The following is a 25,888-nucleotide window of genomic DNA, read 5'->3' on the forward strand; positions in this document are numbered from 1 at the left end:
GCTCCTCCGGATTTGCTCACCAGGAGATCAACTTCCCGTCGCTTCGTTCCACTTCTTGACGTAGTCGGGCAGCTTGGTGAGCGCATCGTCCCAGTTCGGCGCCCAGATGGTCACGCCCTTCATCGCCTCCTGCGCCTTGGCGAAATTGGTGTCGTCCGGCTTCACGTCCTTGCGGGCCGGCATGCCGAGCGCGACCGAGCTTACCGTCGACTGCGCTTCCTTGGAAAGCAGGAACTCGATCAGCTTCTTGCCATTGTCGGAATTGGGCGCGCCGGTGACCAGGCCGATCTCATAGGGCAGCGCGAAGGTGGAGCGGGTACCGTCCGGGCCCGCGGGCCAGAACACCTTGATGTTCGGATTGTCGGCCATCTGCGACATGTTCATCTGCAGGTCGCCATTGGCGACATGCAGTTCGCCTTTGTTGACCAGCGCGGTCAGCTTGCCGGTCGAGGCGGACGGGCCGACATTGTTGTCCTGCAGCTTCTTCATGAATTCGAAGCCGGCGTCCTCGCCGCCGAAGGCATGGATGATCTCAAGCATGACGGCGGTACCGTCGCCGGCCTGGCCGGGCGTCGAATACTGGATCTTGCCCTTGAATTTCGGATCGAGCAGGTCGTTGTAGCTCTTCGGTGCTTCCGACAGCACGGCGCTGTTGTAGATGAAGTTCATGTAGTTGTTGACCAGAGGCCGGTACTTGTCGGTGCCGCCATCGATCTGGTCGGAGCCTTCGGGCTTGAAATCCTGCAGCAAGCCGTCGGCTGCGGCACGCTGGATGAAGGGCGGCAGCGTGACGAGAACGTCGGCCTGCGGGTTCGACTTCTCCTTGGCGACGCGTTCGACGACGCCGCCCGAACCGCCCTCGATATACTGCACGGTGATGCCGGTGGCCTTGGTGAAGGCGGCGAACTCGGTCTCGTACCAGCTGCCATTGCCGTCATGCAGGCCATCGGCCGAGTAGATGGTGACAACGCCGTCGGCGAAGGCCGGCGCGACGAGCGCCGTCGAGCCCAACAGTGCCGCGGTAAAGGCCAGAGCTACGGTGAGATTTCGCGGTTTCATGGTCAGTTCCCCTTTGATTGAAAGGCACAATCTGCGACGCACTCGTGATGGCGTTGGTCGGCCCGCCAAGGGCTCAGTAGCGCTGGTGCATGTCGTCGTTGTGTCAACTTTGAGGGTCGCCGATCGATAAGTAAAATCTATTTATTTTATGACAGGCAAGTCCCTGCTGATATTTGTCACGGAACTGTCGCATGGCCGTTGCAGGCGTGTTCTCCTGCACTCCTGGTTGCGATACTTCACGGAAATGATGGATTCTTCAGCGAAATTCGACGCCCGTCGTTTGCGCGCGCAAGCGCGGGTCGCGCGAGCGGATCGTTACCGGCCGACCTTCGAGCAGCTCGAAACAGCGGGCCAAAGTGTCATCCTCAAGCCGGCGCATCGCCTCATGCGTGAAGAAGGTGAGGTGCGGAAACAGGATCACATTGTCGCGATCGAAAAGCGCGCTCATCGGGTGGCCGGACCTGGCCAGCGGCTCCAGCGAGTAGACGTCGAGCCCGGCTCCGGCGATGCGTCCGGCAACGATCGCTTCGACAAGCGCTGCCTCGTCGATCAGCGCCCCGCGCGAGACGTTGATGAGAATGGCCGAAGGCTTCATACAGGCGAGTTCTCGGCCGCCGATCAGGCCGCGTGTCTGCTCGTTCAGGACGCAGTGGATCGACACGAAATCGCAGGCGCCGAGCATGGCATGCAAATCGTCGATCTTCTCGATCCCCGCATCTTGCATCGTCGCAGCGTCGATGCCCGGATCGAAGCCGAGCATCCGCGCCCGAAACCCCCGCCCCGCCATGCGCGCCATGCTGCGGCCGATCTTGCCGCAGCCGACCAGGCCAAGCGTCGATCCGGAGATGTCGCATCCGAGCCAGCGCTGCTCGGGCCAGATCCAGCCGTCGCGCGAAACAGCGGCCGTAATCGCCGGCAGCCGTTTCGCCAGCGCGATCATCAACGCGAAAGCGCCCTCGGCCACCGTCTCCTCGGCATATTCGGGAACATTGACGACCGGAATGCCGCGCCGCATCGCCGCCTGGATGTCGATGGCATCGATGCCGACGCCGTATTTGACGATGCCCTTGAGGTTTCGCGCGGCGTCGATGACGCGCGCGGTGATCGGCGTGTAGCACATCAGGATGAGGTCGGCGTCGGCGACCGCCGCCATCAGCTCGGCTTCCGGAATTCCGTCCGGCAACGTCATCAGCTCGACGCCGCGCGCCCTCAGACCCGCATCGATCCCCGGGCACTCGAGCTCCCTGTCGGTGCGGACAGCCTTCATCGGGTTCAGGCCGCCAGCACGGCGGCCTCGACGATGTCGAGCGCCCGGTCGAGATCGGCGCGCGCGATCACCAGCGGCGGCGACAGCGTCAGCACATTGCCCTGGCTGATCTTGAAGCTCAGCCCTTGGTCGAGGCAGCGATAATAGATCCGCTCGGCAAGCGCGTGTGCCGGCGCGCGGCTCGCCTTGTCCTCGACCATCTCGACGCCGAACATCAACCCCCTGCCCCTGACGTCGCCGACGAATGGCGAGCGCCGCATGAGGCCGTTCATACGCGCCAGCGCATGGGCGCCAAGTTCGGCCGAGCGCTCGACCAGGCCTTCCTCGCGAATGATGGCGATGGTGGTCAGCGCGGCGCGCGCGGTGACGGGATTCTTCTCATGCGTATAGTGGCCGATCGCATAGTCGCCGGCGACATCGAGATCGCGCCGCGCGATCACAGAGGCGATCGGCAGGATGCCGCCGCCGAGCGACTTGCCGAGCACGATGATGTCGGGCGTCACACCGTCATGCTCGGAGGCGAAGAATTTTCCGGTCTTGCCGAGGCCGGTCGGGATTTCGTCGAAGATCAACAGCGTGCCGTGCCGGTCGCAGGCCTCGCGCACTGCCTTCCAGAAGCCAGGCGCCGGCACCAGCGGCGTCGCGCGCATCGGCTCGGCGATGAAGGCAGCGAAGTCGCCCTCGCGCCCCAATACGTAAGCGATCATGCTGGCGCAGGCGCGGGCGGAATCCTCCAGCGACTTAGTCCCATAGGCGCAATTGTGCGGCGCCCAGGGCGCGACATGCTCGGCGCCGGGCAAAAGCGGCCCGGCGATGCCGGAGCGGAAAGTCGCCTCGCCGCCAACGCTGGAAGCGCCGAAGCCGGCGCCGTGAAAAGCATCCCAGAAGGAGAGCGTCTTGAACCGGCCGGTCGCCGCGCGCGCCAGCTTCAGCGAGACCTCGATCGCGTCCGACCCGCCGGTCGTGAACAGCACCTTGCCAAGGTCCCCCGCCGCGAGCTTGCCGAGCGTCTCGGCAAGCTCGACTGCCGGCTCGCAGGTGAAACGGCGCGGCGAGAACGGCAATTCATCCATCTGCTTGGCGATCGCTTCCTTGAGCCGCGGATGGCCGTAGCCGATATGGTGGACGCTGTTGCCGTGGAAATCCATGTAACGGCGTCCCGCCGTGTCCTCGATCCAGATGCCTTCGGCCTTGGCGATGGCCGAGACGCAGGGGCTGGAAAGGCTCTGGTGCAGGAAGGCGTCGGCGTCGCGGCGCAAAAGCTCCTGCGAAGGCGCGTGGCTCTGCCTCGCGCTCCACTCCTGTCGGGCGGCGGCCTTGTTGGATTCGCCTTCGGTATGGACGAGCGTCATTGGCCGAACAACTCCGTTATGGTCTCCTCGCCAAGCCCGAAGCCGGTGCTGGCGCCGGTGCCGCTGGTAACGATCACCAACCGCACGTCTTCATGCGGGGTGTCGCGCAGCACGGCATTCTTGGCCGAAGCGTAATATCCCGTCCAGCGCGCAAGCACGTTCGGCACCGTGCCGAACAATGTCTTGAACTCATCGAGGATCAATTGGTCGACGGTTTCCGATCCGAACGGATCAAGCGTGAGCCCATAATGATGGGAGTCGCCGACGACCAGCGAACCGTCCGCGCTCTGCACGACGATCAGGTGAACGCCGTTGGCCAGCGCGGGCCCCCGTTCCTCGCCCAATTTCTCCCGCAGCGCGCCGGCCTCCGGCAGACCGGCGAAACCGCCATAGCGCAACAGGCTGAGATCGGACATCAGGGCCGACGAAAGCCGGAAGCCGGGATCAGCTAGGCGCAGCATCTGCAGCTTGCAGCGCTGCACGCCGTGCTTGCCGATCAGTTCCGGATAGAGCGACGAAAAATCGTCGCCGGGACAGATGACAACCTTTTCGGCCTGAACTCGTCCCGCGCTGGTCGCCACGAAGGGCGGAGCGACCTCGGTCACCGACACGCCGGTGCGGAACACGACGCCATGCTTCTCAGCCAGGAACGATGCCAGTCGCGGCAGCACATCGCGTGACTCCACGCGCAACTCTAACGGGCTGTAGAGCCCGCCGATTATCGCCTTCTCGTCAAGGCCGGCTTGCTGCGCGACCGCCTCACGCTTAGTCAGAAGCCCGCACGCGCCGCCATGCTCGCCGGACTTGAAAGTCTCGAGCAGCGCAAGCGCTTCCGGACGCTGCGCCGCGATCAGCTTGCCGCGATGCAGGATTTCAATGCCGACCTCATTCGCGAGCTCGAGCCAGATCGCACGGCTGCGCTCGGCTAGCCGGCGCGACGGCCCTGGCTCCTGCCCGGTCACGACGACGAGGCCGAAATTGCGGATCGAGGCGCCATTCGCCTTCTGGTCGCGATCGATAACGACGACACGCAAACCACGCCGGGCGGCGGCAAGCGCATGGGCGAGCCCTATGATGCCGGAGCCGACAACCGCGAGATCGAAGGTATCAGCCACGGCAGCTACCAAGGCAAGGAGAAGGTCTTGACGTTGGTGTAGCTCTTCATCGCCTCGATGACGCCTTCCTTGTAGCCGTTGCCCGAATCCTTGATGCCGCCGAACGGGCTCATCTCGATGCGGTATCCCGGCACTTCCCAGATGTTGACGGTGCCGACCTTCAAGCCGGTGATGTATTTCTGCATGCGGCGGAAGTCGTTGGTGCAGACGCCCGACGACAGGCCGAAAGCAGTCGAATTCGATAGCGCGATCAGCGCCTCGTCGTCGTCCGGCGCGCGCACGATCGGCACGATCGGCCCAAAAGTTTCCTCCATCACCAGCTCGGACTGGTGCGGCACGCGGTCGACGACGATCGGCGGCAGCAGCGCGCCCTTGCGGCCTGGATTGTAGAGCACTTCGGCGCCTTGCTCGGCCGCCATGTGGACACGGCTTTCGAACAGCGCCGCAGCCTTCTCGTGCACCACCGTGCCGAGCTGCGTTGCCGGGTCGCGCGGATCGCCGAAGCGGATCGCCTTGGCACGCTCCAACACCATCGGCACGAAACGGTCGGCAACCTTTTCCTGCACCAGGATGCGCTTCACCGCAGTGCAGCGCTGGCCGGAATTCTTGGTGGCGCCCGCGACAGCCAGATCGGCGGCCTTCGCCAGATCCTCGTCCGAAAGATCGTTGAGGATGATCAGCGGATCGTTGCCGCCGAGCTCCAGCACCTGGCGCTTGTAGCCGGCCTTCGACGCGATCATCTTGCCGACCGGCACGCCGCCGGTGAAGGTGATGAGGTCGATATTGGGGTTGGCGATCATCTCGTCGCCGATATCGGCGGGCCAGCCGGTGACGACCGAAAGCATTTCGGGCGGCAGGCCGGCCTCGTAGAGGATGTCGGCCAGCATCAGCGCGGTGATCGGGGTCAGCTCGGTCGGCTTGACCACCACGCAATTGTTGGTGGCGATCGCCGGCGCCACCTTGTGCGACACCATGTTGAGCGGATGGTTGAACGGGGTGATCGCCGAGATCGCGTTGAGCGGCTCGCGGATGGTGAAGATCTTGCGCTGCTTGCCATGCGGGGTGAGATCGCAGGAAAATATCTGCCCGTCGTCCTGGATGGCCAACTGACCGCTGAGCGTAAAAACGTCAAACGCGCGACCGACCTCGTAGAGCGAGTCCTGCTTGGAGATGCCGAGCTCCAGCGTGATGAGATCCGACAGCTCGTCCTTGCGGGAATTGAGCAGATCGGCCGTCTTGAGCAGTATCTTCTGCCGCTCGTAGCGCGTCAGCTTCGGCTGGTAGGCAGCCGCGATCTCGAAGGCGCGCCTGGCATGCTCCGCCCCGCCCGCGGGCACCGTCCCGATGACGGTATCGTTCCAGGGGAAGCGTACCTCCAGCCTGCGATCGGCATCGACCTTCTCGCCGGCGATGCGCATCGGCTCGTGGCGGACTTTGATGGCGGGATCGAGTTGGGTCATGGGTTGGTTCCAGTCTTGGATATGTCGCGGGGTCGACCCCCGCTCCGGCCATTCGGGCCACCTCTCCCCCCGCTCGACGGGGAGAGGAAATTAATCGGCGTCGGCGCTTGATCCTTGGCAGTCCAAACCCCCCAGCCCAAAGCGCCGCCTAATCGACTGGGCGCCTTTCCTCTCCACCGTCGATCGGGGGAGAGGTGCCGAGTGAAGCTCGGCGGAGTGGGGGGCGACCGCCACGCTCAACTTCAACCCAGCGCGGCCGCCGTCGTCGCGTAGTAAAACGCATCGAAGTTGCGCAGCACGGGCTCGTTCGGCAAATCCGGCAGCACGCGGTTGACGATGAAGGGCACCTCCTGCTCGGTCAGCCCGCCATGCGAGCGCAACGGCTCGTCGAGCGCGGCCAGATTGTGCCGGTGTTCGGACGTGCCGATCGTCTTGTTCTCGCCCGAGATCAGGATGATGTCGCCCATGCGGTCCTCGGGCAGTTCGAAGCGGGCGCAGCCTTCCTCGCGGCCGAGCACCAGGATGATGTCGTCCACCTTACGCAGCTTTTCCATCACCGCCTCGCGGTCCGCGCCTTTGGGAAGGTAGGCGGTGGCGAAGGAGCCCAGCGCCCCGTGATGCACGACATAGGGGTCGGTGATCGGCAGGATGACACGGGCGGCGTCCTTGCCCAGCCATTCGTCGAGAAGGTCTTGCACATAGACCACGTTGGGCGAGCCGTCGGCATGGTGCTTCGGCTTCATGCCGTGGTCGGCCGTGACGACGATCGCCGCGCCCAGCGCATCCAACTGCGCCAGGTATTTGTCGAACATCTCGTAGAAGGCGTTGGCCTGGGGCACGCCCGGCGCGTATTTGTGCTGCACGTAGTCGGTGGTGGTGAGATACATCACGTCCGGCCGGAATTCCTTCAGCAGTTGCACGCCGGCGGCGAAGACGAATTCCGAAAGCTCCGCGGAATAGACCTCGGGCACGGGCAGGCCGAAATGCTTCGACGCGTTGTCGATGCCGTGCTCGGCCTTCGTCGTGGTGTCGGACCTCTCGGCCGAGAAGCACATCGCCCGGCCGTCGTCGAACTTCAGTCCCTTGCCGAGCAGCGCCCTGAGCTTGTCCTTGGCTGTCACCACCGCCACCTTGGCGCCTGCATCGTAGAAGGCCTGGAACACCGTCGGCGCGCGCAGGAACTTCGGGTCGTTCATCATCACCTCCTCGCCCGTCTCCGGGTTGTAGAGGTAGTTGCCGCAGATGCCGTGCACGGAAGGCGGCCGGCCCGTAGCGATCGACAGATTGTTGGGGTTGGTGAAGCTCGGGATTACCGAATGGGCAAAACGCACCGTGCCCTTCTTCTTGATCCTTTCCAGCGCCGGCATCAGCCCGGCATGAATAGCCTCGTCGAGATAGGCCGGCTCACAGCCGTCAAGGCAGATGGCGATAGCCGGCACGCGCGGCCAGGGATAGGAACGGCCGTTCGCCGCGACGTTGACGGGAGACATCTGGTTCATCTCAAGGACCTTTCAGGCGGCGAGCTTGGCGCGCTCGGCGATTGCGGCAGGTGACGGTGCGGCGGTGTCGACGCCCATTTCGTTCAGCGATTGCGCGGCTGCTTCGACCACACGGCGCATGACATGCTGGTCCATCTGGCCGATGCAGCCGATGCGGAAGGAGTCCACCACCGTGAGCTTGCCCGGATAGATGATGAAGCCCTTGTCCTTCATCAGTTCGTAGAACCTTTCGAAGGCGAAGTTCGGATGCGCAGGGTTGAAGAAGGTGACGATGATCGGCGACAGCCAGCGATCCTTGAGCAACGTCTCGAAACCGAGGGCGCGCATGCCGGCCACCATGACGTCGCGGTTCAGCGTATAGCGCGCGCCCCGGCCGGCGACGCCGCCTTCCGCTTCGTGCAGGCGCAGCGCCTCGAGAAAGGCCGCGACGACATGCGTCGGCGGCGTGTAGCGCCACTGCCCGGTCTTGTTCATGTTCGCCCATTGCGCATGGATGTCGAGAGACAGCGAATGGCTGCGCCCCTTGGCTGCCTCCAGTTCGCTCTTGCGGGCGATGACGAAGCCGAAACCCGGCACGCCCTCGATGCATTTGTTGGCCGACGACACCATCGCTTCGTAGCGGATTTCATTGACGTCGAGCGGGATGGCGCCGAACGCGCTCATGGAATCGACCAGCAGCTTGCGGCCGCTGGCATAGACGGCCTCCGATATCTCGGCGATCGGGTTGAGGATGCCGGAACTGGTCTCGCAATGGATGGCGATGACATGGGTGATGGCGGGGTCGGCCTCGAGAGCCGCCGCGACCTCTTCGCCGCGCGGCGGCAGATAGTCGCCCTTGTCGATCAGCGTGTAGGCGCGGCCGATATACTGCATGGTTTGCGCCGCGCGCAGCCCGTAGGCGCCATTGGCTAAAACCAGCACCTTGCCATCCCTGGGAACGAACGAACCGAGCATGGCTTCGACGCAGAACGATCCGCTGCCCTGCATCGGCACGCAGTCGAACTCGTCACGGTTGTCGCCGGTGAGCGCCAGCAGGCGGCGGCGAAGCTCAGCGGTCATGGCGCGGAAATCGCCGTCCCAGGACCCCCAGTCGCGCAGCATCGCCTGCTTCACGGCGTAAGCCGTGGTGAGTGGGCCGGGCGTCAGCAGATAAGGTTCGCCCAGTGCCGGCGCATCCAGCGGCTTGGCCGCCGCAAATTTCGTCTCAGCGAGCATGCTGCCCTCCCACTTCGATCCTGTCATCGGAATATGACAGTCATTCTCGACGGGCACGACATATTTGTAAAATCGTTATTTTGTATTGATGTATCGATCTGATTGATGATAACGACCTGGCCTCAGTACGGGAACCACGCGGATGCGTTATGTCCAGCTCAGAGCATTTCATCAGGTGGCCATTTCCGGCGGCTTCTCGCGCGCCGCGGAAGCGCTCTTCCTGACCCAGCCGGCGATTTCGGACCAGGTGCGCAAGCTCGAGGAAGAGTATGACGTGCTCCTGTTCAACCGGAACAAGAAGCAGGTCACGCTGACCACGCAGGGCCAGAGGCTGCTCGAGATCACCCACCGCATGTTCGAGACCGAGCAGCAGGCGCTCGAACTTTTGACCGAATCGCGCGCGTTGCGCTCCGGCACGTTGCGCATCGTTGCCGACGCGGCGCACCATCTGCTGCATATCCTTGGCGCCTTTCGCGCCCGCTATCCCGGCGTCCGGGTGTCCTTGCGCTCCGGCAATACCGAGACGGTGATCAGCAGCCTTTACAGTTACGAAGCCGATATAGGCGTTCTCGGCGAAATGCCGGCGGGGCGCGATTTCGAGATGCTCAAGCTCAACTCGACGCCGATCATCGCCTTTGTGTCCGCCGATCACCCGCTGTCGGGCAGGAAATCGCTGACGCTCGGACAACTCGCGCAGGAGCCGCTCGTGACGCGCGAACGCGGTTCGAAAACGCGCAAGAAGCTGGAAGATCTCGCCACGGCTTCGAATGTCGAGCTGAAGCCCGCCATCGAAGCGGAAGGCCGTGAGGCCGTGCGCGAGATCGTCGCCTCCGGAGCCGGCGTCGGTTTCGTCTCGGCGGCCGAGTTCGGCCACGACTCGCGGCTGGTGCCGATCACGATCGACGCGCCGGAGACGCTGATGGACGAAGCGCTGATCTGCCTGCGCGAACGCAGCGGCGGCAAGCTGGTGCGCGCCTTTCTCGACATGGCCCGCTCGATGTCGGGGGATTGAACCTGGTTTTTACGTGGAACCGGGCGCCGCCGCGGTCACCCGCCACACCGTGTTGCCGACATCGTCGGCAATGAGCAGCGCGCCGGATTTGTCGACGGCAACGCCGACCGGACGACCCCTGGCTTCGCCCTTGTCGTCGAGGAAGCCGGTGACGACGTCCTGCGCCATGCCGTTCGGATGCCCGCCGCTGAACGGCACGAAAACGACCTTGTAGCCATTGAAGCGGGAGCGGTCCCAACTGCCATGTTCGCCGACAAAGGCGCCGCCGCGGTAGGATTGCGGCAGGTTGTTCGCGGTATAGAAGGCAAGGCCGAGGGGCGCGACATGCGAGCTAAGCGCGTAATCCGGCGGGATGGCCTTGGCCACCATGTCCGGCCGCTGCGGCATCACGCGCGGATCGACATGCTGGCCGTAATAGCTATAAGGCCAGCCATAGAAGGCGCCGTCCTTCACCGATGTCATGTAATCCGGCACGAGGTTGGGCCCGAGTTCGTCGCGCTCATTGACAACGGTCCAAAGCGCCTTGCTCTGAGGCTCGAATGACAGCCCGTTGGGGTTGCGCAGCCCGCTGGCGAAAATGCGCCAGCGGCCGGTGGCGCGGTCGACCTCCCAGATCGCGGCGCGGTCCTTCTCGGCCTGGATGCCGTTCTCGGTAATGTTGGAGTTCGAGCCGACGCCGACATAGAGCAGCGAACCGTCAGGGCTTGCGACCAGGCTCTTCGTCCAGTGGTGATCGATCGGCCCACCCGGCAGTTCCGTCAGCACCTTGCCCGGCGCCGTGATCTTTGTGTCGCCCGGTTGATAGGGGTAGCGCACGATCGCGTCTGTGTTGGCGACATAGAGATCGTTGCCGACCAGCGCCACGCCGAAGGGCGAATTGAGATGGTCGAGGAACACGCCCTGGTAATCCGGCTTGCCGTCGCCATTGGTGTCGCGCAAGAGCGTGATGCGGTTGCTCGGGCCGGTGTCGCCGCCGGAGGTGACCCAGCTTTCGACCAAACCCATGACGATGTCCTTTGGCCGCTTGACCGATGCTTCGTTCGGCGCCTTCGATTCCACCACCAGGATGTCGCCATTGGGCAGCACGTAAAGCGAGCGCGGATGCTGAAGCCCCTTGGCCATCGCCTCAATCTGCAGGCCTTGCGCGACGGTCGGCTTTTCATCGTTTTTCCAGCCGACCACCGAGGCCAGATGCATCGGCGGGAACAGGTATTGATTTATCTCCGGCAGTTTCGGATTTGGGCCGATCTGCGCGTTCGGGTCGGTGTTGTCGTCGCTGCAGCTGGCAACGCCCAGGGCCATTGCGCAGCAAAGCGCCGCGGTCGTCCATTGGATTGCGCTATCAAGTCGTCTCATCGGCCACTCCTACATGATGGCGATAGACCAGCGCCCAGCCGAGCCAGCCCGTGAAGATGAGGATGATCACCACCAGCGCCGACAAGATCAGCCCGGTCGGCACGACCGACGTCCAGGCGTCGCGCGTGTGGACGAGCATGTTGAAGAAGGACAGCACGAGCACGATGAGGTTACCCGCCATATGCAGCCATGCGGTCGGCTGAGCGCGTATCCTGCGATCCCCAAGAAAGTCCGTAAGCCCTGCGATGGCCGCCAGAATGGCGACAATGACGCCCACGGTCAGGAGCCAGGACGAGAAATTGGCCCAGGTCATTTCGGCGGTCTGCCAATAGGCGATATCGGTGATCAAGGTCCCGACGAAACAGGCTATCGGGATGGTGACGAGCATGGGGTGGATGGGATGGCCGGCTATGCTTGCCGTGGATCGCGGGTTGTCCATGCGGAAGCTCCTTTCCGCGCTGCTGCTTGGATGTAACAGCGCGAAAATGCGAATGTTCCGCCGGAAATCTTCGCGCTCACCAAAAGGTGAATGCCCGGTTGTCAGCCATGGCTGACGCGGAATAGACCGTTCCAGGGCGGCCGGGCACGCATTTTACGGACGACAATCACGCCAGCCGCGCGGCATGCCACTTGAGGTGTTCGTCCATGAAGGTCGAGATGAAATTGTAGGAATGGTCGTAGCCCTCCTGCATGCGCAGGGTGAGGTCGATCCCTGCCTTCTTGCACGCTTCGTCGAGCAGCCATGGCCGAAGACCATCCTCCAGGAAGCCATCAGCGGTGCCCTGGTCGACCAGGAATTCTGGAAAATGCTTCCCATCCTCGATCAGAAGCGTCGTGTCGTAGGCGCGCCAGCTCTTGTCGTTCGGTCCGAGATATTTTTCGAAGGCCGGCCGCGACCAGCCAGCCGTCGAAGGTTGCGCGATCGGCGCGAAGGCCGAGCAGCTCCGGTAACGTTGCGGATTCTTGAGCGCGATCGTCAGCGCGCCATGTCCGCCCATCGAATGGCCGAAGATGGCCTGGCGTGCCATGTCGACCGGAAAGTTGGCGGCAATCAGCGCCGGCAGCTCCTCGGTGATGTAGGAATACATGCGATAGTTTTTCGCATAAGGCTCCTGCGTCGCGTCGAGGTAGAAGCCGGCGCCGCAGCCGAACTGCCAATTGTCCTTCTCGTCGGGAACGTCGGCGCCACGTGGGCTGGTGTCGGGACACACGATGGCGAGCCCAAGCTCGGATGCCAGCCGCCGGTACTCGCCCTTGTCCATGACGTTGGCATGCGTGCAGGCGAGACCCGACAGGTACCACAGGACCGGGAGCGGCCCGTCCTTGGCCTGGGGCGGCACGAAGGCGGCGAAGGTCATGTCGCAGGCGCAGACCTCGGAAGCGTGGGAATAGACGCCCTGGATGCCGCCATGCGATTTGGAGGTGGAAACGACCTTCATCGGTTCTGCCTTTCGTCTGGAAATATCGACCGGCATAACTGCCGGCCGGGCCTGGCGCAACCTTGCACCTTGCAAAACTGTCGGGCGATGGAAGAGGCCGGCGCCGGTTAGCCTGCCGGACCAACAGGCCTGTGCCACCGGGAGCCGCCCAATACCGACTGGGCCAGATCGGGCTTCGCCGCAAAGCTCTCCATTGTCGAAGCAGCCGACGGAGAAGACGCGCGTGGTCCGATTATCTGAACGCCTTTTGGCTTTCCTTGTTTGAGGTCGCCGGCAGCCGGAGTAATAGTCGCGTCGGAATTCGTGAGGAGGAGACGATGACCCTGAACTTCGACCCGAGGGCGAAGGCCACCGCGCTCTACCATGGCGAATTCCGGCCGATGTTCATCGGCGGCAAATGGGTCGCGGCGCAATCCGGCCAGGAGATGCAGGCGCTGAACCCGGCGACGGGCGAAGTGCTGGCAACCGTGCCGCGCGGGTCGGCCGCCGACATCGACGCGGCGGTGGCCGCGGCGCGCGCGGCCTTCGAAGGCCCCTGGTCGAAATTCTCGCCTTACGAGCGGCAATGCCTGCTTCTGCGGATCGCCGACTTGTTCGAGAAGCATTGGGAAGAGCTCAGCGTCTCCGACACGCTCGATATGGGGTTGCCGATCACCCGCACGCTGGCCAACCGGCGCCGGGTCATCGGCATGCTGCGCTTCTATGGCGGCATGGCGACCGCGCTGCATGGCGAGGCGATCGACAATTCGATCCCCGGCGAGATCGTCACCTTCACCCGTCGCGAGCCTGTCGGCGTCGTCGGCGCGATCATCCCCTGGAATGCGCCGACCGCCGCCTCGATCTGGAAGATCGCGCCGGCTCTTGCCACCGGCTGCACCATCGTGCTGAAGCCGTCGGAGGATGCATCGCTGACACCGCTCCTGATCGCGAAGCTGATGCAGGAAGCCGGCGTGCCCGACGGTGTCGTCAACATCGTCACCGGAACCGGCGCCGAGGCCGGCGCGCGGCTTGCCGGGCATCCCGACGTCGCCAAGATCGTCTTCACCGGCTCGACGATGACCGGCCAGGCCATCGCCCGCGCCGGCGTCGCCAACCTCAAGCGCGTCTCGCTGGAGCTTGGCGGCAAGTCGCCGATCATCGTCTGCCGCGACGCCGATATCGACAAGGCCGTGCCGGTCGCGGCGATGGCGGTGTTCGTGCATTCCGGCCAGATCTGCATTGCCGGCTCACGCCTGTTCGTGGCGCGCGAGATCCATGACGAATTCGTGCGCCAGGTCGCCGAGTTCGCCGGCAAGCTGCGCATCGGCCATGGCATCGAGGCGGAAACCGAGATCGGGCCGCTGATCAATGCGAGGCAGGCCGGCAAGGTGGAAGGCTACATCAAGGCCGGCAACGACGAAGGCGCCAGGCTGGTCGCCGGCGGCTCAAGGCTGACGGGCGAGCTCTATGACGGCGGCAACTTCATCGCGCCGACCGTCTTCGGCGCGGTCTCGGACAAGATGACGATCGCGCGGGAAGAAATCTTCGGACCGGTCATCTCGGCCATGCCCTTCGACACGCTGGATGAGGTTGTCGCGCGCGCCAACGCGACGCCTTACGGCCTCGCGGCCGGCATCTTCACGACCAATCTCGGCACCGCGCACAAGCTCGCGCGCCGCGTCAAGGCCGGCTCGGTCTGGGTCAACATGTATCACGCCATCGACCCGGCCGTGCCGTTCGGCGGCATGAAGATGTCCGGCTATGGACGCGAGGGCGGCGTCGACCATCTGCACGAGTATCTGGAGACCAAGTCGGTCTGGATCCAGACCGACTAAGAAGACGCTCCGTAAACCTGCTCGTCAGCTCGCGCAGATCGGCGCGGATCAGCTTCATCGGTTGCTCCGGGAAGGAGTGCTGGACATAGCCCGCGCGGTAACGATGCGCCGGCAGGACAGAAAGTCCAGTATGGACCATTTACCCGCGACCCCCGGCGAACTTGTCGTTTAAGCCTTTTGGCACCGCTCGGAGGCGCGGTGTTGGGAGGTTTCACGAGCTATGCAAGCCGTTCTCACGGTCACGAACTTGCGCAAGTCGTTCGGCGGGGTCCACGCGCTGAAAGGCATCGACTTCGATCTTCACGCCGGCGAGATTCATGCTCTTTGCGGCGAGAACGGCGCCGGCAAGAGCACGCTGGTGCGTATGATTGCCGGCCTCATGCCGCCTGACGAGGGCGAGATCCGCGTCGGCGGGCATTTGCTGCGGCCCGGCGAGCTTACCAACCCGAAGCTCGTTTCCGTCGTCTATCAGGAGTTGTCGATCATTCCGCATCTGTCCGTGCTGGACAATGTGCTTCTCGGCGACCCCGATATCTCCCAGCTCTACATCCGCGCCCGCTACAGGGCGCGTGCACGCGAGACGCTGGATCAGCTCGGGCTGTCCGATATTCCGCTCAACCTCGAGGCCGGAACCCTGTCGATCGCCGAGCAGCAGCTCCTCGAAATCTGCCGCGCTGTGATGCGCGGAGCGCGCGTGCTCATCCTCGACGAACCGACCGCGAGCCTTTCCGACGCCGAGATCCAGCGGGTCTTCGCGACGGTGCGCTGGCTGCGCGCCAAGGGAACGGCCGTCGTCTATATCAGCCATCGCCTGCCGGAGATCTTCGCCCTCACCGATCGCACGACCGTGTTCCGGAACGGACAGCGCATCCTGACGAAACCGACCGCGCAATGGACCAATGACGAGCTCGTCGCCGAGATGATCGGTCGCGAGGTAACCTCGGCGCATGCAACGGCCGACCGGGCCGGGCCCGAGGCGGCGACGGTGATCGAGCTTGCGGGACTTGGCGTCGCGGGAAAATACCGCCCCGTCGATCTTGCCTTCCGCGCCGGCGAGATCGTCGGCGTCATCGGTCAGTTGGGCTCCGGCGCCAATGCGCTGGTCGAAACGCTGGCAGGCCTGGAGCGGCGTTATGCCGGCACGATCAGGGTCGACGGCTCTCCGGTCGAGGTCACTTCGATTGCGGCGGCGAGCCGTGCCGGTATCGCCTATGTCTCGGAGGACCGCGCCGGCAAGAGCCTCTTCCTCGGAGCCCCCATCGAGGTCAACCTCACAGCGGCGATCCTTGACCGCCTCAACCGCTTCGGCGTGCTGACGCTTGCCGATGCGCGCAGGCAGGCGGGCGAGCTTGCCCGCCGGTTCCAGATCGACGTCCGCCGGCTGCCGGCTGCGGCGTCGACGCTTTCGGGCGGCAACCAGCAGAAAGTGGCTATCGCCAAGTCGGTCGCGCTCTCGCCCAGGATCCTGGTGCTCAACGAGCCGACACGCGGCGTCGATGTCGGCGCCCGCACCGAGATCTACCGCGAGATCCAGGCGCTCGCCCGTGAGGGGTTGGTCGTCCTGTTCTTTTCGACGGACCTGGAAGAGATTCGGGAGCTGTCGCAGCGCGTGATCACAGTCTTCCGCGGCGAGATCGTTCGCGATCTGCCGGTCGAGGAGACGACCATGGATTCCATCCTGGGCGACGTCGTTCGCGGTCCGGCCATCGGGAGGGCGGCATGAGCATCAACGGCAATGTAAGGAGCGGAGGCAGGGCCTTGGTCGGATTCGACGCGACGGCGCTCGGCGCCAGCCTGATGCGGCCGGAGCGCATCCAGTCCACCGCGGTGTGGGCAGCCACGGTGCTGTTCGCCTTGTGGGCAACATTCACCATTCCCGGCTTTTCCTCCGGCGCCAATGTGTCGGCGATCATGTACTCCACGTCCGCGGTCGGCATCGCCGCGGTCGGCATGGCGCTGATCACGCTTTCCGGCAATCTCTTCATGCTGTCGATGGGCGCGACGGCCGCCGTCTCCACCATTCTCTTTGCATCCTTCCTGCATTTCGGCCTGTTCGCGAGCGTGATCCTGGTGGTCCTGATCGGCGGGCTGTTCGGGTTGGCCCAGGGTATCGCTGTCGGCCTGTTCCGCACCAATCCGATCATCACCACGATAGCGATGGCTTCGATCATCACCGGCGCCGGCTCGTTCTATTCCGGCGGCCTGACGGTCGTGGGCCAGGGAGACGCGAGCTGGCTCGGGGTCGGACGGACCCTCGGCCTGCCCAACCAGATCCTGCTCTTCCTGTTGGCGGCGATCATGCTGAGCTTCATCGTCGAGCGGACCCGCTTCGGCCGGGAGCTTCGCCTGATCGGGCTGAACCCGAAGGCCGCCAGCTTCACCGGCCTGCGCGTCGGCCGTACTTTGGTGCTCGCCTACATGTTTGCAGCCATGGCTGCGGCCTTTGCCGGCGCGCTCTATGGCTCGCAGGCGGCGCAGGGCAACCTCAAGCTCGGCGCGGGGCTGGATTTCGACGCGATCGCCGCCGTGCTCGTCGGTGGCGTGGCGATCAAGGGCGGCCAAGGCCGGATCCTCGACGCGGCGATCGGCGCCGTGTTCCTGGCGATGATCTCCAACATCCTTTTGCTCAAGGGCCTGTCGCTGGAGATCCAGCTCATCGTCAAGGGCCTGGTGGTGATCGGCTCGGTGATCCTCGGCGCGCTGGCGCTCGGCTTCAGGAGGTAAGACCATGGCCGCGATCCGCAAATCGAAGATGATCTCCGGCGCGACGCTGCTGCGCCTTGTCCTGCTCGCCGCTCTCGTCGCCGCCTTCGCGATCTGGAATCCGGCTTTTATCAGCGGCCGCAATCTCTATGCCCTCATGCAATCCTTCGCGCTGCTCGGCATGGTCGCGCTTGGCCTGTCGCTGACGATGATTGCCGGCGAGTTCGATCTGAGCGTCGGCTCGATGGTCGCCGTGGGCGGCCTGATCACGCTCGTCATCGGCGCCGGCAATCTCGTCCATGGCATGGTCGCCGCGCTGGCGTTCGCCGTACTTGTCGGCTTGGTCAATGCCTTCGTGATCAGCCGTTTCAAGGTGTCGTCGCTCGTCGTCTCGGTCGGCTCGATGATGGCGCTCTCCGGCTTCGCCTTCTGGCTCGCCGGCGGCAAGGTCATCAGCACCGACAATTTCGACCTCGGCATGGTCCTGGACGATCCGCTGCTGACCGTCCTTTCCTGGCGCAGCGTCGTGACGCTTGCCGCCTTCCTGCTCGTCGGCCTGTTCATGCACTACACGCTGATGGGACGCGACATCCGCGTCGTCGGCAGCAAGCCCCAGGTCGCGGCGGCGAGCGGCGCCAGGGTCGGCCGCTCGCTGGTGATCGTCTTCGTGCTTTCCGCCGCCACGGCCACGCTCGCGGGAAGCCTGCTGTCGATGAGCCTCGCCAGCGCCGCGGCGACCACCGGCAGCACGCTGATGCTGCAGGCCGTCTCGGCCGCGATCGTCGGCGGCGTCGCCCTCAGCGGCGGCTCCGGCACGCCCGCGCATGTCCTGCTCGGATCGCTGATCCTGACGGTGATGAACAATGGACTGAGTCTGATCGGCATGGGGGCGACGGGGATTCTCTTCGCCAACGGCCTCGTGCTGATGGGGATCGTGCTGCTCGACGGTCAGTTGGGCGCATGGATGAGCGAACGGCTCGCAATGTCGCGGGCCGCCAATTCCGCCTAGCGGAAACAACCGACGGATCCTTGCAACGCCACCGAGCCGATCGGCGGTGCGGGGGAACGTGCAACCTTGAAACGGGAGGAGTAACCAAAATGAACTTCGCAAAACTTACCAAACTTTTGCTGGCGACCACGGTCGTCGGAGGGCTGATGGCGCCGGGAATGGCCTTTGCCGCGGCCCAGGGCGCGAAGGTGATCCTGCTGACGGTCACCGAGGAATGTGAATACTGCGCCCTGCACCAGCGCGCCTTCAAGGAGGTCGCGGCCGCCGCTGGCATCGATCTCGAGGTCAAGATCAACAACTACGACGCCGCCGAGCAGGCCTCGCAGGTCGACCAGGCGATTGCCCAAAAGCCGGACGCGATCGTGCTCTGGCCCGCGGATGCGAGCGCCATCGTGCCGTCGCTGCGCAAGATCAAGCAGGCCGGCATTCCGCTGGTGATCACCAACTCGCGGCCGGACGAGAAATATTCGCAATTCTGGGACGTCTTCACCGGCCCGTCGGACATCGGCAACGGCGAGTCCGCCGGCGAAGCCATGATCAAGGGTTTCGCCGACAAGAAGCTCGGCAGCGACGGCAAGGTCGTCATCGTCGAGGGCGTTCCCGGAACACCGCCCCAGATCCAGCGCTCGCAGGGCTTCGAGGATGTCCTGGGCAAGAAGGCGAGCGGCATTCAGGTGGCCGGCAAGCAGAACGGCAACTGGGACCAGACCAAGGCGACGGACGCCGCCGCCGCCCTCTTCACCCAGCTCGGCTCAGGCGTGAAGGGCGTCTATGCGCAGGCCGACAACATGATGTCCGGCGTGATCGTCGCCGCCAAGCGCGCCGGCATCGATCCGGCAAGCCTGGTCCTGGTCGGCTCCAACTGCTCGATCGAGGGCGTCAACCAGATCAATGACGGCACGCAATACGCCACCGTCCTGCAATCGCCGATCGACGACGGCAAATATGCCGCGCAGGCTGTCGCCGATCTTCTCGACGGCAAAAAGGTGGAGAAGCAGATCTTCCTGCCGCACGAGATCATCACCAAGGCCAACGTTGCCGACTGCAACGCCGCGCTCGGCCGCTGATTATCCGCATCCGAGGCACGGCGGCCCGCCGCCGTGCCTCATCCTTCCCGACGTCAGAAAAGAGGAATATCCCATGGCCACGGAGCCAGTTTTTAGCAACGCCTTGCCGGACCTTGTCGTGGTCTCCGGAACGGCTTCTGGTCTTGGTACCAACATTGCCCGGCTGCTGACCGAAAGCGGCGTACGCACGATCGGCGTCGATCTCGCGCCGGCGCCCGAGAGCCTTGCAAGCGAACGCTATTCGCATGTCCGGGGCGACGTTACCGACGAGGCGACCTGGGCCGGCATCACGGACATGATCACCAGGGAAAATCCTGGAACGCTTGGCCTCGTGACGTCGGCGGCAATGCTGAATGTCGGCACCATCCTCGAATTCGACAAAGCGGCGATGGAAAGGACCATGTCGGTCAATTTCATCGGCACGGCGCTCGCCTTTCGCGCCATGCTGCCGTTGATGACCGCGCGCGGCGGCGGCCCGATCGTGGCGGTCGCCAGCATCGACGCGACATTCGCCGAGCAGCAGCTTGCCGTCTACGCCGCCTCGAAGGGCGCCGTCCGCCAGCTTACCCGCACCGTTGCGATGGACCATGCGCGCCAGGGTATACGCGCGAACGTGCTGAGCCCCGGGCCGATGCTCGCCGGCCTCTTCGAACGGCACATGAAATCCGCCAACGATCCGGACCGCTTCCTCGCCGCGCGCGCCAACCGCCAGCCGGCCGGCCGCATCCTCGATCCGGCCGAGGTCGCTCGCGCCGGCCTCTTCCTGCTTTCTGACGCCTCCACTGCGCTCAATGGCGCCGAGATCATCGCCGACGGCGGCCTGACGACCAGCTTCGATTTCCGCACGGGGTCGGAAGGCGCCTCGGTCTGAGGAGAAGATGATGAGCAAATCCATTGAACTCGTCGCCGCCTACTGGACCATCTCCGGCGACGTCTATCCGTTCGCGCCGAACGAGATCAGCCCCTTTCCGTTCGCCCGGCGTGTCGAGGCGGCGGCAAGGGCCGGATACAAGGGCGTCGGCCTGATCCACGCCGATCTGCAGGCGACGCGCGAGAAGATCGGCCTGAAGGAGATGCGCCGCATCCTCGACGCCAATGGCATGCCGCATGTCGAGCTGGAGTTCATCACCCACTGGTTCGCGTCCGGCGCCCTGCGCGCCGCATCGGACAAGGTTCGGCGCGAGCTCTTCGAGGCAGCGGAGGCGCTCGGCGCCCGCGACGTCAAGATCGCGCCGGAGTTCGATGCCGACACGATCGACCTTGGGCAGGTCACGGACAGCTTCGCCGCGATCTGCGACGACGCCGCCCGTTACGGAACCAGGATCGCGCTGGAGGTGATGCCGTTCTCAAACGTGCGCACCCTGGAAACCGCGCGCGCCATCGTCGAAGGCGCGGCGAAGGCCAATGGCGGCCTGCTGCTCGACATCTGGCATGTCGGCCGCGGCGGCATCCCCTACGAGGCCGTCGCCGCCCTGCCGAAGCAATATGTCGTCTCGGTCGAGCTCGACGACGCGGATGAGAAGGTCGTCGGCACGCTTTGGGAAGACACGATCTACGAACGCCGGCTCTGTGGCGAGGGCGTGCTCAATCCACCCGCCTTCATCGACGCGATCCGCAAGACCGGCTTCGACGGCTTCTACTCGGTCGAAGTGATCTCAAAGAGGCATCGCGTGCTGCCGCTCGAAGAGGCGGCGCGACGCTCGTTCGAAACAACCATGGCGCAATTCGCCGCAAGATAGGAAGGATCAAAATGGAAACCAATCTCAAGGGCAAGATGGTGCTGATCACCGGGGCGGCGAAGGGCATCGGCCGCGAAACGGCGATAGCGTTCGGCCGCGAGGCAAGCCGCGTGGCGCTTTTCGACATCGACGAAGCGGCCCTCGCCGAGACGTCGGCCGCGGTCACGGCTGCCGGCGGCACGGCCGCGACGTTCAAGGCCGATCTTTCCTCGGCTGAGGATATCGAGAAGAAGGTTACAGCCGCGATCGCCCATTTCGGCGGCACGGTCGATGTCCTCGTCAACAATGTCGGCGCCGGCGCGGTGCGGACCTTCGACCAACTGACCGACGCCGAGTGGGACAAGACCTTCTCGCTCAACTTCATGAGCTATGTCCGCACGACGCGCATCGTCCTGCCGGTCATGCGCAAGCAGGGACACGGCGCGATCGTCAACAACGGCTCGGACCTTGCGCGTCAGCCGGAAGGCGTTCCGATCGACTATTCGGCGTCCAAGGCGGCGGTGCTCGCCCTGACCAAGGGGCTGGCGCGCACCGAAGGCGCCAACAACATCCGCATCAACGCCGTGGCTCCCGGCCCGATCTGGACGCCGTTCTGGACCCAGCCCGGCGGCTTTGCCGAAACCATGGGCAAGTTCCACAATATGGAGCCGCAGAAGGCCGTCGAGCACGAGATGTCGCTGCGCCAGCTGCCGCTCGGCCGCCTCGGCAAACCTGAGGAAGTGGCCAACGTCATCGTGTTCCTGGCCTCCGATCTCGCCTCCTTCGTCACCTCCTCCGTCTGGGGCGTGGATGGCGGCTCGATACGAGCGATCGCCTAAAGCAATTCTCGGAAAAGTGTGAGCGGGTTTCCGTCCGGAATTGCGTCAAAACAAAGAGATTTCAGGAGAACCGCACTGCGGTTCTCCTTTGGAATTGCGCAAAAACAAGGAGTTGCAGCAGGCGATTCTATCAAACGCTGAACTGCTTCAAGGCGCGCCGCAACGAAACGGAATCAGCCGACGCGGTCAACGATCCGCTCAATGCGGTCCTGGGCGTCCTTCAGGGCCGCTCGGTCGGATTTGCGGCGGGAAAGCGCGTCGTGAACCTCCTCGCCGATGATGCGCTCCATGCCGGTGTAGAACGGCACCGGGGGGCGCTGCCAGTTGCGCAGCAGATTGCGGTTGGCGAGGCTGCCGACGAAGCGCACGAGCTGCGAGCTGCCGATCGCCTCCGGATCCGCGCTGACCGAAAAACGCGGAGCGACGGGAAAGCCGTTCTTCACATGCTCCTTCATGGCCTCGCGCGATGCCATCCAGGCAAGCGCATCGGCCGCGAGCGGCAGACGCTTCGGGTCGATGTTGGAAGGAATGCACAACAGGAAACCGCCGATCGGCGAGGTGTTGGTGCCGCCCGGTCCTGAAGGCTGCGGAACGTAGGCCACGCGGCGCTTGACGGCGGAACGGACTTCGGCCTCGAACTGCGCGGCGCGCATCGTCCAGACATAGCCCATCGCGCTATGGCCGCGCAGGAAGACCGCGCAGGAATCGTCCCAATGCGCCTCGAGCGCGCCGGGCTGGGCGATCTCCAGCATGCGATGCATGTAGTCGAGCGCCAGCAGGCCGGCTTCGCTGTCGATCTGCGGCCGCATATGCTGCGCATCGAGGTTTTCGGTGGAATAGCCCGTCGGCGTCCGGCGGATCGACAGCACGGTCTGGCCGCAGCAGCCGAGGAAGAACATGAAGCTCGATGCCAGCGGCCGGTGCGCCGCGTTCCAGGCGATGCCGTAGCGTTCCGCGGCCGGATTATGGAATGCGCGTCCGGCGCTGATGACGTCGTCGAAGGTGCGCGGCAGCGGCAGCCCCTCGCTTTCGAAGAGATCCGACCGGCAGGCCAGCACCTCTATCGTGCAATAGATCGGCACACCGTATTCGACGCGCTGCCAGGTCGTCGTCGACCAGATCGACGGATGGAAATCCATCGGGTTGATGCCGGATTCGCGGATCACCTCGCCGATCGGCAGGACAAGTCCCTTGCTCGCGAATTCTCCAAGCCAGGGCATGTCGATCGCGATCATGTCGTAGGCCGAGATGGTGCGCGCGCCGTTCGCCAGGCCCTCCCGGTAAAGATCGTTCTGGTGCACTAGCTTGAAGCTCTTGGCGCTCGCCAGATTGTTGCGGAAGTCCGACCACGTGTTGCGCATGGCGGCAAAGTAATTGTCGTCGTTCAGCAGGAACTGCAGCTCGACGCCTTTCGTGACCCTGTTGGTCAGAAGGTTGATCGGTGGAATGATCGGACTGCCGCGCTGCGGCGCGCCGAAATAATAGTCGGCCTCATGCTCCTCATTGTTGCGGCCGCCGACGATCTCGGCGATCAGGGCTTTTGTCTCCGCCGCATAATTGATGGCGAGGTTCGAGAGGCGTGCCGTCGGGTGAAGCGTAAAGCGCTTGGCCGTTTCGGAAGCCGCCCGCCTCTCGATCAATCCGCTGTCGATCATGCCCTGGATACGCCGGATCGCGGTGCCGTGAGGGAGATTGGAGACCAGCGCGAGCTTGCTGATCGTCACCGGATAGCCTTCGAGCTCCGAGCGCATGAGGTAGTGGATGATGCGCCAGGCGGCCTCGTCCTCGACATCCGTCACACCGAGGAAAGGTCTGCGCAGGCGATCCACGAAATCATAAACGCGCAGGAACTCGTGATCGTTCATCCCAACATTCTCCTTCCAGCGCGGAAGGATACGCCGACCAGGCGGCTCGACGCCAGCTTTTGTCCAATTTGGACGAAACTGCCCAGCCTCAAGTTCCGGCGGTCTTGGGAGCCAGGACGAAATCCCATTCGACGGACCAGAACGGAGCGTCGAAACCGAGCTCGCGCGCCTTTTCCGGGTTGGTGACTTTGGTGAAATCCGCGATCAGCGAATCCTTCACGCCGAAGACGGCGTCCTCGGCGAGGTAGCGGCAATCGGGCGCGAAGATGTGGGTGATGACCGGATCGTAACCCGGCGCGCTGACGATGTAGTGCACATGCGCCGCGCGGTTCGGATGACGCCCGAGCGCGGCGAGCATCTTTCCGACCGGTCCGTCGTCGGGGATCGGATAGTAGCGCGGCTTGACCGAACGATACCAGTACTCGCCCCTCTCGTCGGCCGTGAAGACCCCGCGCAGATTCCAGTCGGGCTGGACGTCCTTCTGCTGGACATCGTAGAAGCCGTCGTCATTGGTCTGCCAGACGTCGATCAGCGCGCCGGCGATCGGCTTGCCTTGCGTGTCGAGCACGCGACCGCGCACCACCATCGGCTCGCCCTTGCCGTCGAGGCAGATGTTAGCGCCGTGCTCGTAGCGCGGGGCTTCGGGCACATAGAACGGGCCGAGGATGGTGTTTTCCGTGGCGCCGTTCGGACGCCGGTGATTGATCGCGTCGACAAGCATCGAAACGCCGAGCGTATCGGAAAGAAGGATGAATTCCTGCCGCCAGTCGGAGCACATCTTGCCGACATCGGTGAGGAACTTGATGCCTTGCAGCCACTCCTCATGCGTCGGCTCGATCTCCTTGATGGCTGCGTGCAGGTGTTTCACCAGCACGCCCATCACCTGCCGCAGGCGCGGATCGACATCCGGCCCCATGCGCGCGTTGACCACGTCGACCGAGGTCTCTTCCTCGAAATAGGGATACTTCGGTCGAGCGGCGTCTGCGGTGCCTGTCATGGCGATAACTCCTCCAGGGACGTTCGGGTTCTCAGGCCTGCGGCGGCTCGCCGGCATAGGCGCGCGCGATAAGAGCCCGGATCGATTCCCGCTCCAGCGCCCGCGGGTTCCAGTAGGGATTGGCCAGCGCGCGGTCCGTCGCGGTGTCGATCCCGTCGGGCGGCATGCCTATCTCAGACAGGGCGCGCCTTGCGCCGATCCGGCCCGCAAGATCGTAGAGGGCCGTCGCCGGGTCGTTCGTCTTCAGCACGGCCCGCAGGGTTTGCATGACGGCCGGAACGGCGGGGGCGTTATAGGCCAGCGCATGCGGCAGCACGATCGTATGGGTCTCCGCATGCGGCAGGTCGAAACTGCCGCCCAGCGTGTGGCAAAGTTTGTGGTGCAGCGCCATGCCGACCGAGCCGAGGCAGATGCCGCAGAGCCAGGCGCCGTAAAGCGCCTTGGAGCGCGCATCGCGGTCATGCGGCTTCTCGGCGATGACCGGCAAGGCGCTCGCCAATGCGCCGATGGCCTCGGCCGCCATCAGGTCTATCACCGGGTTGCTTTCCCTCGCGTAGAGCGCCTCGACCGCATGGGCGATGGCGTTCATGCCACTTGTTCCCGACAACGCGGCAGGAAGCGTCATCGTCAGGTCGACGTCGTAGATCACCACTTCCGGCAGCACCCGCGGGCTCGATTGGGTGACCTTCGCGCCATCCTTCGTCTCGCCGAGGATCGGCGTCATTTCCGAGCCGGCATAGGTGGTCGGCATCACGATCTGCGGCAGGTCGGTGCGCAACGCGATCGCCTTGGCGAGGCCCGTCGTGGAGCCGCCGCCGACCGCAACCAACCCGTCGGCCTGAAGCTCGGCCACGATCCGCAGCGCGTCCTCTGTCACGGACACGGGCGTATGCATCGTCGCCCGGGCATAGACCCCGGCCGCGGTGCCGCCAAGCGATCCGGCCAGACGCCGCGCGTCCGCCTCCTGCGGCGGCGTTGCCAACACGAGCACACGCTTCAGCCCCAGACGGTCGATCTCCTCCGGCAGCCTTGCAATGGTGCCAGATCCGAAGACGACGCGCGCCGGCTGGCCATTATAGACGAAGCTTTTCATCGAGCCTCT

At 64.4% G+C, this 25,888-nt stretch carries 22 protein-coding genes; 9 read left to right on the top strand and 13 right to left on the bottom strand.

The genetic code is table 11. From position 1 onward, the window contains the following. Positions 1–27: 27 nt before the first annotated feature. The 7 genes from FJW10_RS09075 to FJW10_RS09105 all read right to left on the bottom strand — a co-directional run bounded on the left by FJW10_RS09075 (position 28) and on the right by FJW10_RS09105 (position 8,967). Positions 28–1,059, bottom strand: a complete 1,032-nt coding sequence (locus FJW10_RS09075) for a 2-aminoethylphosphonate ABC transporter substrate-binding protein (protein WP_140899822.1) — start codon at positions 1,057–1,059, stop codon at positions 28–30. A gap of 256 nt (positions 1,060–1,315) precedes the next feature. Further along, positions 1,316–2,326 (bottom strand): NAD(P)-dependent oxidoreductase, encoded by a 1,011-nt coding sequence (locus tag FJW10_RS09080; protein ID WP_140899823.1) that lies wholly within the window; start codon positions 2,324–2,326, stop codon positions 1,316–1,318. Positions 2,327–2,331: 5 nt separating this feature from the next. Further along, complete coding sequence (locus tag FJW10_RS09085) at positions 2,332–3,678, bottom strand: aspartate aminotransferase family protein (protein ID WP_140899824.1); 1,347 nt, start codon at positions 3,676–3,678, stop codon at positions 2,332–2,334. Next, positions 3,675–4,793 carry a TIGR03364 family FAD-dependent oxidoreductase gene (locus FJW10_RS09090; RefSeq protein WP_140899825.1) on the bottom strand — a complete coding sequence of 373 codons (1,119 nt, stop codon included), beginning with the start codon at positions 4,791–4,793 and terminating at the stop codon, positions 3,675–3,677. Before FJW10_RS09090 ends, FJW10_RS09085 begins: the two co-directional genes overlap by 4 nt. A 5-nt stretch (positions 4,794–4,798) precedes the next feature. Then, positions 4,799–6,253: a phosphonoacetaldehyde dehydrogenase gene (phnY, locus tag FJW10_RS09095; RefSeq protein ID WP_140899826.1), complete on the bottom strand. Its 1,455-nt coding sequence runs from the start codon at positions 6,251–6,253 to the stop codon at positions 4,799–4,801. A gap of 242 nt (positions 6,254–6,495) precedes the next feature. After that, positions 6,496–7,752, bottom strand: a complete 1,257-nt coding sequence (gene phnA, locus FJW10_RS09100; protein ID WP_140899827.1) for a phosphonoacetate hydrolase — start codon at positions 7,750–7,752, stop codon at positions 6,496–6,498. 12 nt (positions 7,753–7,764) lie between these two features. After that, positions 7,765–8,967 carry a 2-aminoethylphosphonate--pyruvate transaminase gene (locus tag FJW10_RS09105; RefSeq protein WP_140899828.1) on the bottom strand — a complete coding sequence of 401 codons (1,203 nt, stop codon included), beginning with the start codon at positions 8,965–8,967 and terminating at the stop codon, positions 7,765–7,767. Positions 8,968–9,109: 142 nt separating this feature from the next. Between FJW10_RS09105 and FJW10_RS09110 the strand changes: the two genes are divergently transcribed. After that, complete coding sequence (locus FJW10_RS09110) at positions 9,110–9,979, top strand: LysR substrate-binding domain-containing protein (RefSeq protein ID WP_140828643.1); 870 nt, start codon at positions 9,110–9,112, stop codon at positions 9,977–9,979. 9 nt (positions 9,980–9,988) lie between these two features. Here the strand turns inward: FJW10_RS09110 and FJW10_RS09115 are convergent, their stop codons facing one another. From FJW10_RS09115 to fghA, 3 genes are all read right to left on the bottom strand, one after another. Further along, complete coding sequence (locus FJW10_RS09115) at positions 9,989–11,335, bottom strand: sorbosone dehydrogenase family protein (protein WP_140899829.1); 1,347 nt, start codon at positions 11,333–11,335, stop codon at positions 9,989–9,991. After that, positions 11,322–11,774 carry a DUF2231 domain-containing protein gene (locus tag FJW10_RS09120; protein WP_140899830.1) on the bottom strand — a complete coding sequence of 151 codons (453 nt, stop codon included), beginning with the start codon at positions 11,772–11,774 and terminating at the stop codon, positions 11,322–11,324. Before FJW10_RS09120 ends, FJW10_RS09115 begins: the two co-directional genes overlap by 14 nt. 166 nt (positions 11,775–11,940) lie before the next feature. Then, the gene (fghA, locus tag FJW10_RS09125) at positions 11,941–12,774 is read right to left on the bottom strand and encodes an S-formylglutathione hydrolase (protein ID WP_140899831.1); all 834 of its coding nucleotides are present in this window, start codon (positions 12,772–12,774) and stop codon (positions 11,941–11,943) included. A gap of 317 nt (positions 12,775–13,091) precedes the next feature. Between fghA and FJW10_RS09130 the strand changes: the two genes are divergently transcribed. From FJW10_RS09130 to FJW10_RS09165, 8 genes are all read left to right on the top strand, one after another. Beyond that, the gene (locus tag FJW10_RS09130; protein ID WP_140899832.1) at positions 13,092–14,588 is read left to right on the top strand and encodes an aldehyde dehydrogenase family protein; all 1,497 of its coding nucleotides are present in this window, start codon (positions 13,092–13,094) and stop codon (positions 14,586–14,588) included. A gap of 220 nt (positions 14,589–14,808) precedes the next feature. Further along, entirely contained in the window at positions 14,809–16,311 is a 1,503-nt protein-coding gene (locus FJW10_RS09135) for a sugar ABC transporter ATP-binding protein (protein WP_140899833.1), read from the top strand. Continuing rightward, positions 16,308–17,312: an ABC transporter permease gene (locus FJW10_RS09140; protein ID WP_246674171.1), complete on the top strand. Its 1,005-nt coding sequence runs from the start codon at positions 16,308–16,310 to the stop codon at positions 17,310–17,312. Before FJW10_RS09135 ends, FJW10_RS09140 begins: the two co-directional genes overlap by 4 nt. 4 nt (positions 17,313–17,316) lie before the next feature. Further along, positions 17,317–18,300, top strand: coding sequence for an ABC transporter permease (locus FJW10_RS09145; RefSeq protein ID WP_140899834.1), 984 nt, complete (start codon positions 17,317–17,319; stop codon positions 18,298–18,300). An 89-nt stretch (positions 18,301–18,389) separates the two neighbouring features. Beyond that, complete coding sequence (locus FJW10_RS09150; protein WP_140899835.1) at positions 18,390–19,367, top strand: sugar ABC transporter substrate-binding protein; 978 nt, start codon at positions 18,390–18,392, stop codon at positions 19,365–19,367. Positions 19,368–19,440: 73 nt separating this feature from the next. Beyond that, a complete protein-coding gene (locus tag FJW10_RS09155) occupies positions 19,441–20,238 on the top strand; it encodes an SDR family oxidoreductase (RefSeq protein ID WP_181177470.1) in 798 nt (265 codons plus the stop codon). 10 nt (positions 20,239–20,248) lie between these two features. Beyond that, a complete protein-coding gene (locus tag FJW10_RS09160) occupies positions 20,249–21,106 on the top strand; it encodes a sugar phosphate isomerase/epimerase family protein (RefSeq protein ID WP_140899837.1) in 858 nt (285 codons plus the stop codon). Between the two features lie 11 nt (positions 21,107–21,117). After that, complete coding sequence (locus FJW10_RS09165; RefSeq protein WP_140899838.1) at positions 21,118–21,924, top strand: SDR family oxidoreductase; 807 nt, start codon at positions 21,118–21,120, stop codon at positions 21,922–21,924. A gap of 173 nt (positions 21,925–22,097) precedes the next feature. On the opposite strand, the gene FJW10_RS09170 is transcribed toward FJW10_RS09165, so the two are convergent. From FJW10_RS09170 to FJW10_RS09180, 3 genes are all read right to left on the bottom strand, one after another. Further along, positions 22,098–23,789, bottom strand: coding sequence for an extracellular solute-binding protein (locus FJW10_RS09170; protein ID WP_140899839.1), 1,692 nt, complete (start codon positions 23,787–23,789; stop codon positions 22,098–22,100). An 88-nt stretch (positions 23,790–23,877) separates the two neighbouring features. Next, a complete protein-coding gene (locus FJW10_RS09175; RefSeq protein ID WP_140899840.1) occupies positions 23,878–24,786 on the bottom strand; it encodes an intradiol ring-cleavage dioxygenase in 909 nt (302 codons plus the stop codon). A 31-nt stretch (positions 24,787–24,817) separates the two neighbouring features. Further along, the gene (locus FJW10_RS09180) at positions 24,818–25,879 is read right to left on the bottom strand and encodes a maleylacetate reductase (protein ID WP_140899841.1); all 1,062 of its coding nucleotides are present in this window, start codon (positions 25,877–25,879) and stop codon (positions 24,818–24,820) included. Positions 25,880–25,888 lie beyond the last annotated feature (9 nt).

The sequence above is a fragment of the Mesorhizobium sp. B4-1-1 genome (assembly GCF_006439375.1).
In the GTDB taxonomy this organism is placed as follows: domain Bacteria; phylum Pseudomonadota; class Alphaproteobacteria; order Rhizobiales; family Rhizobiaceae; genus Mesorhizobium.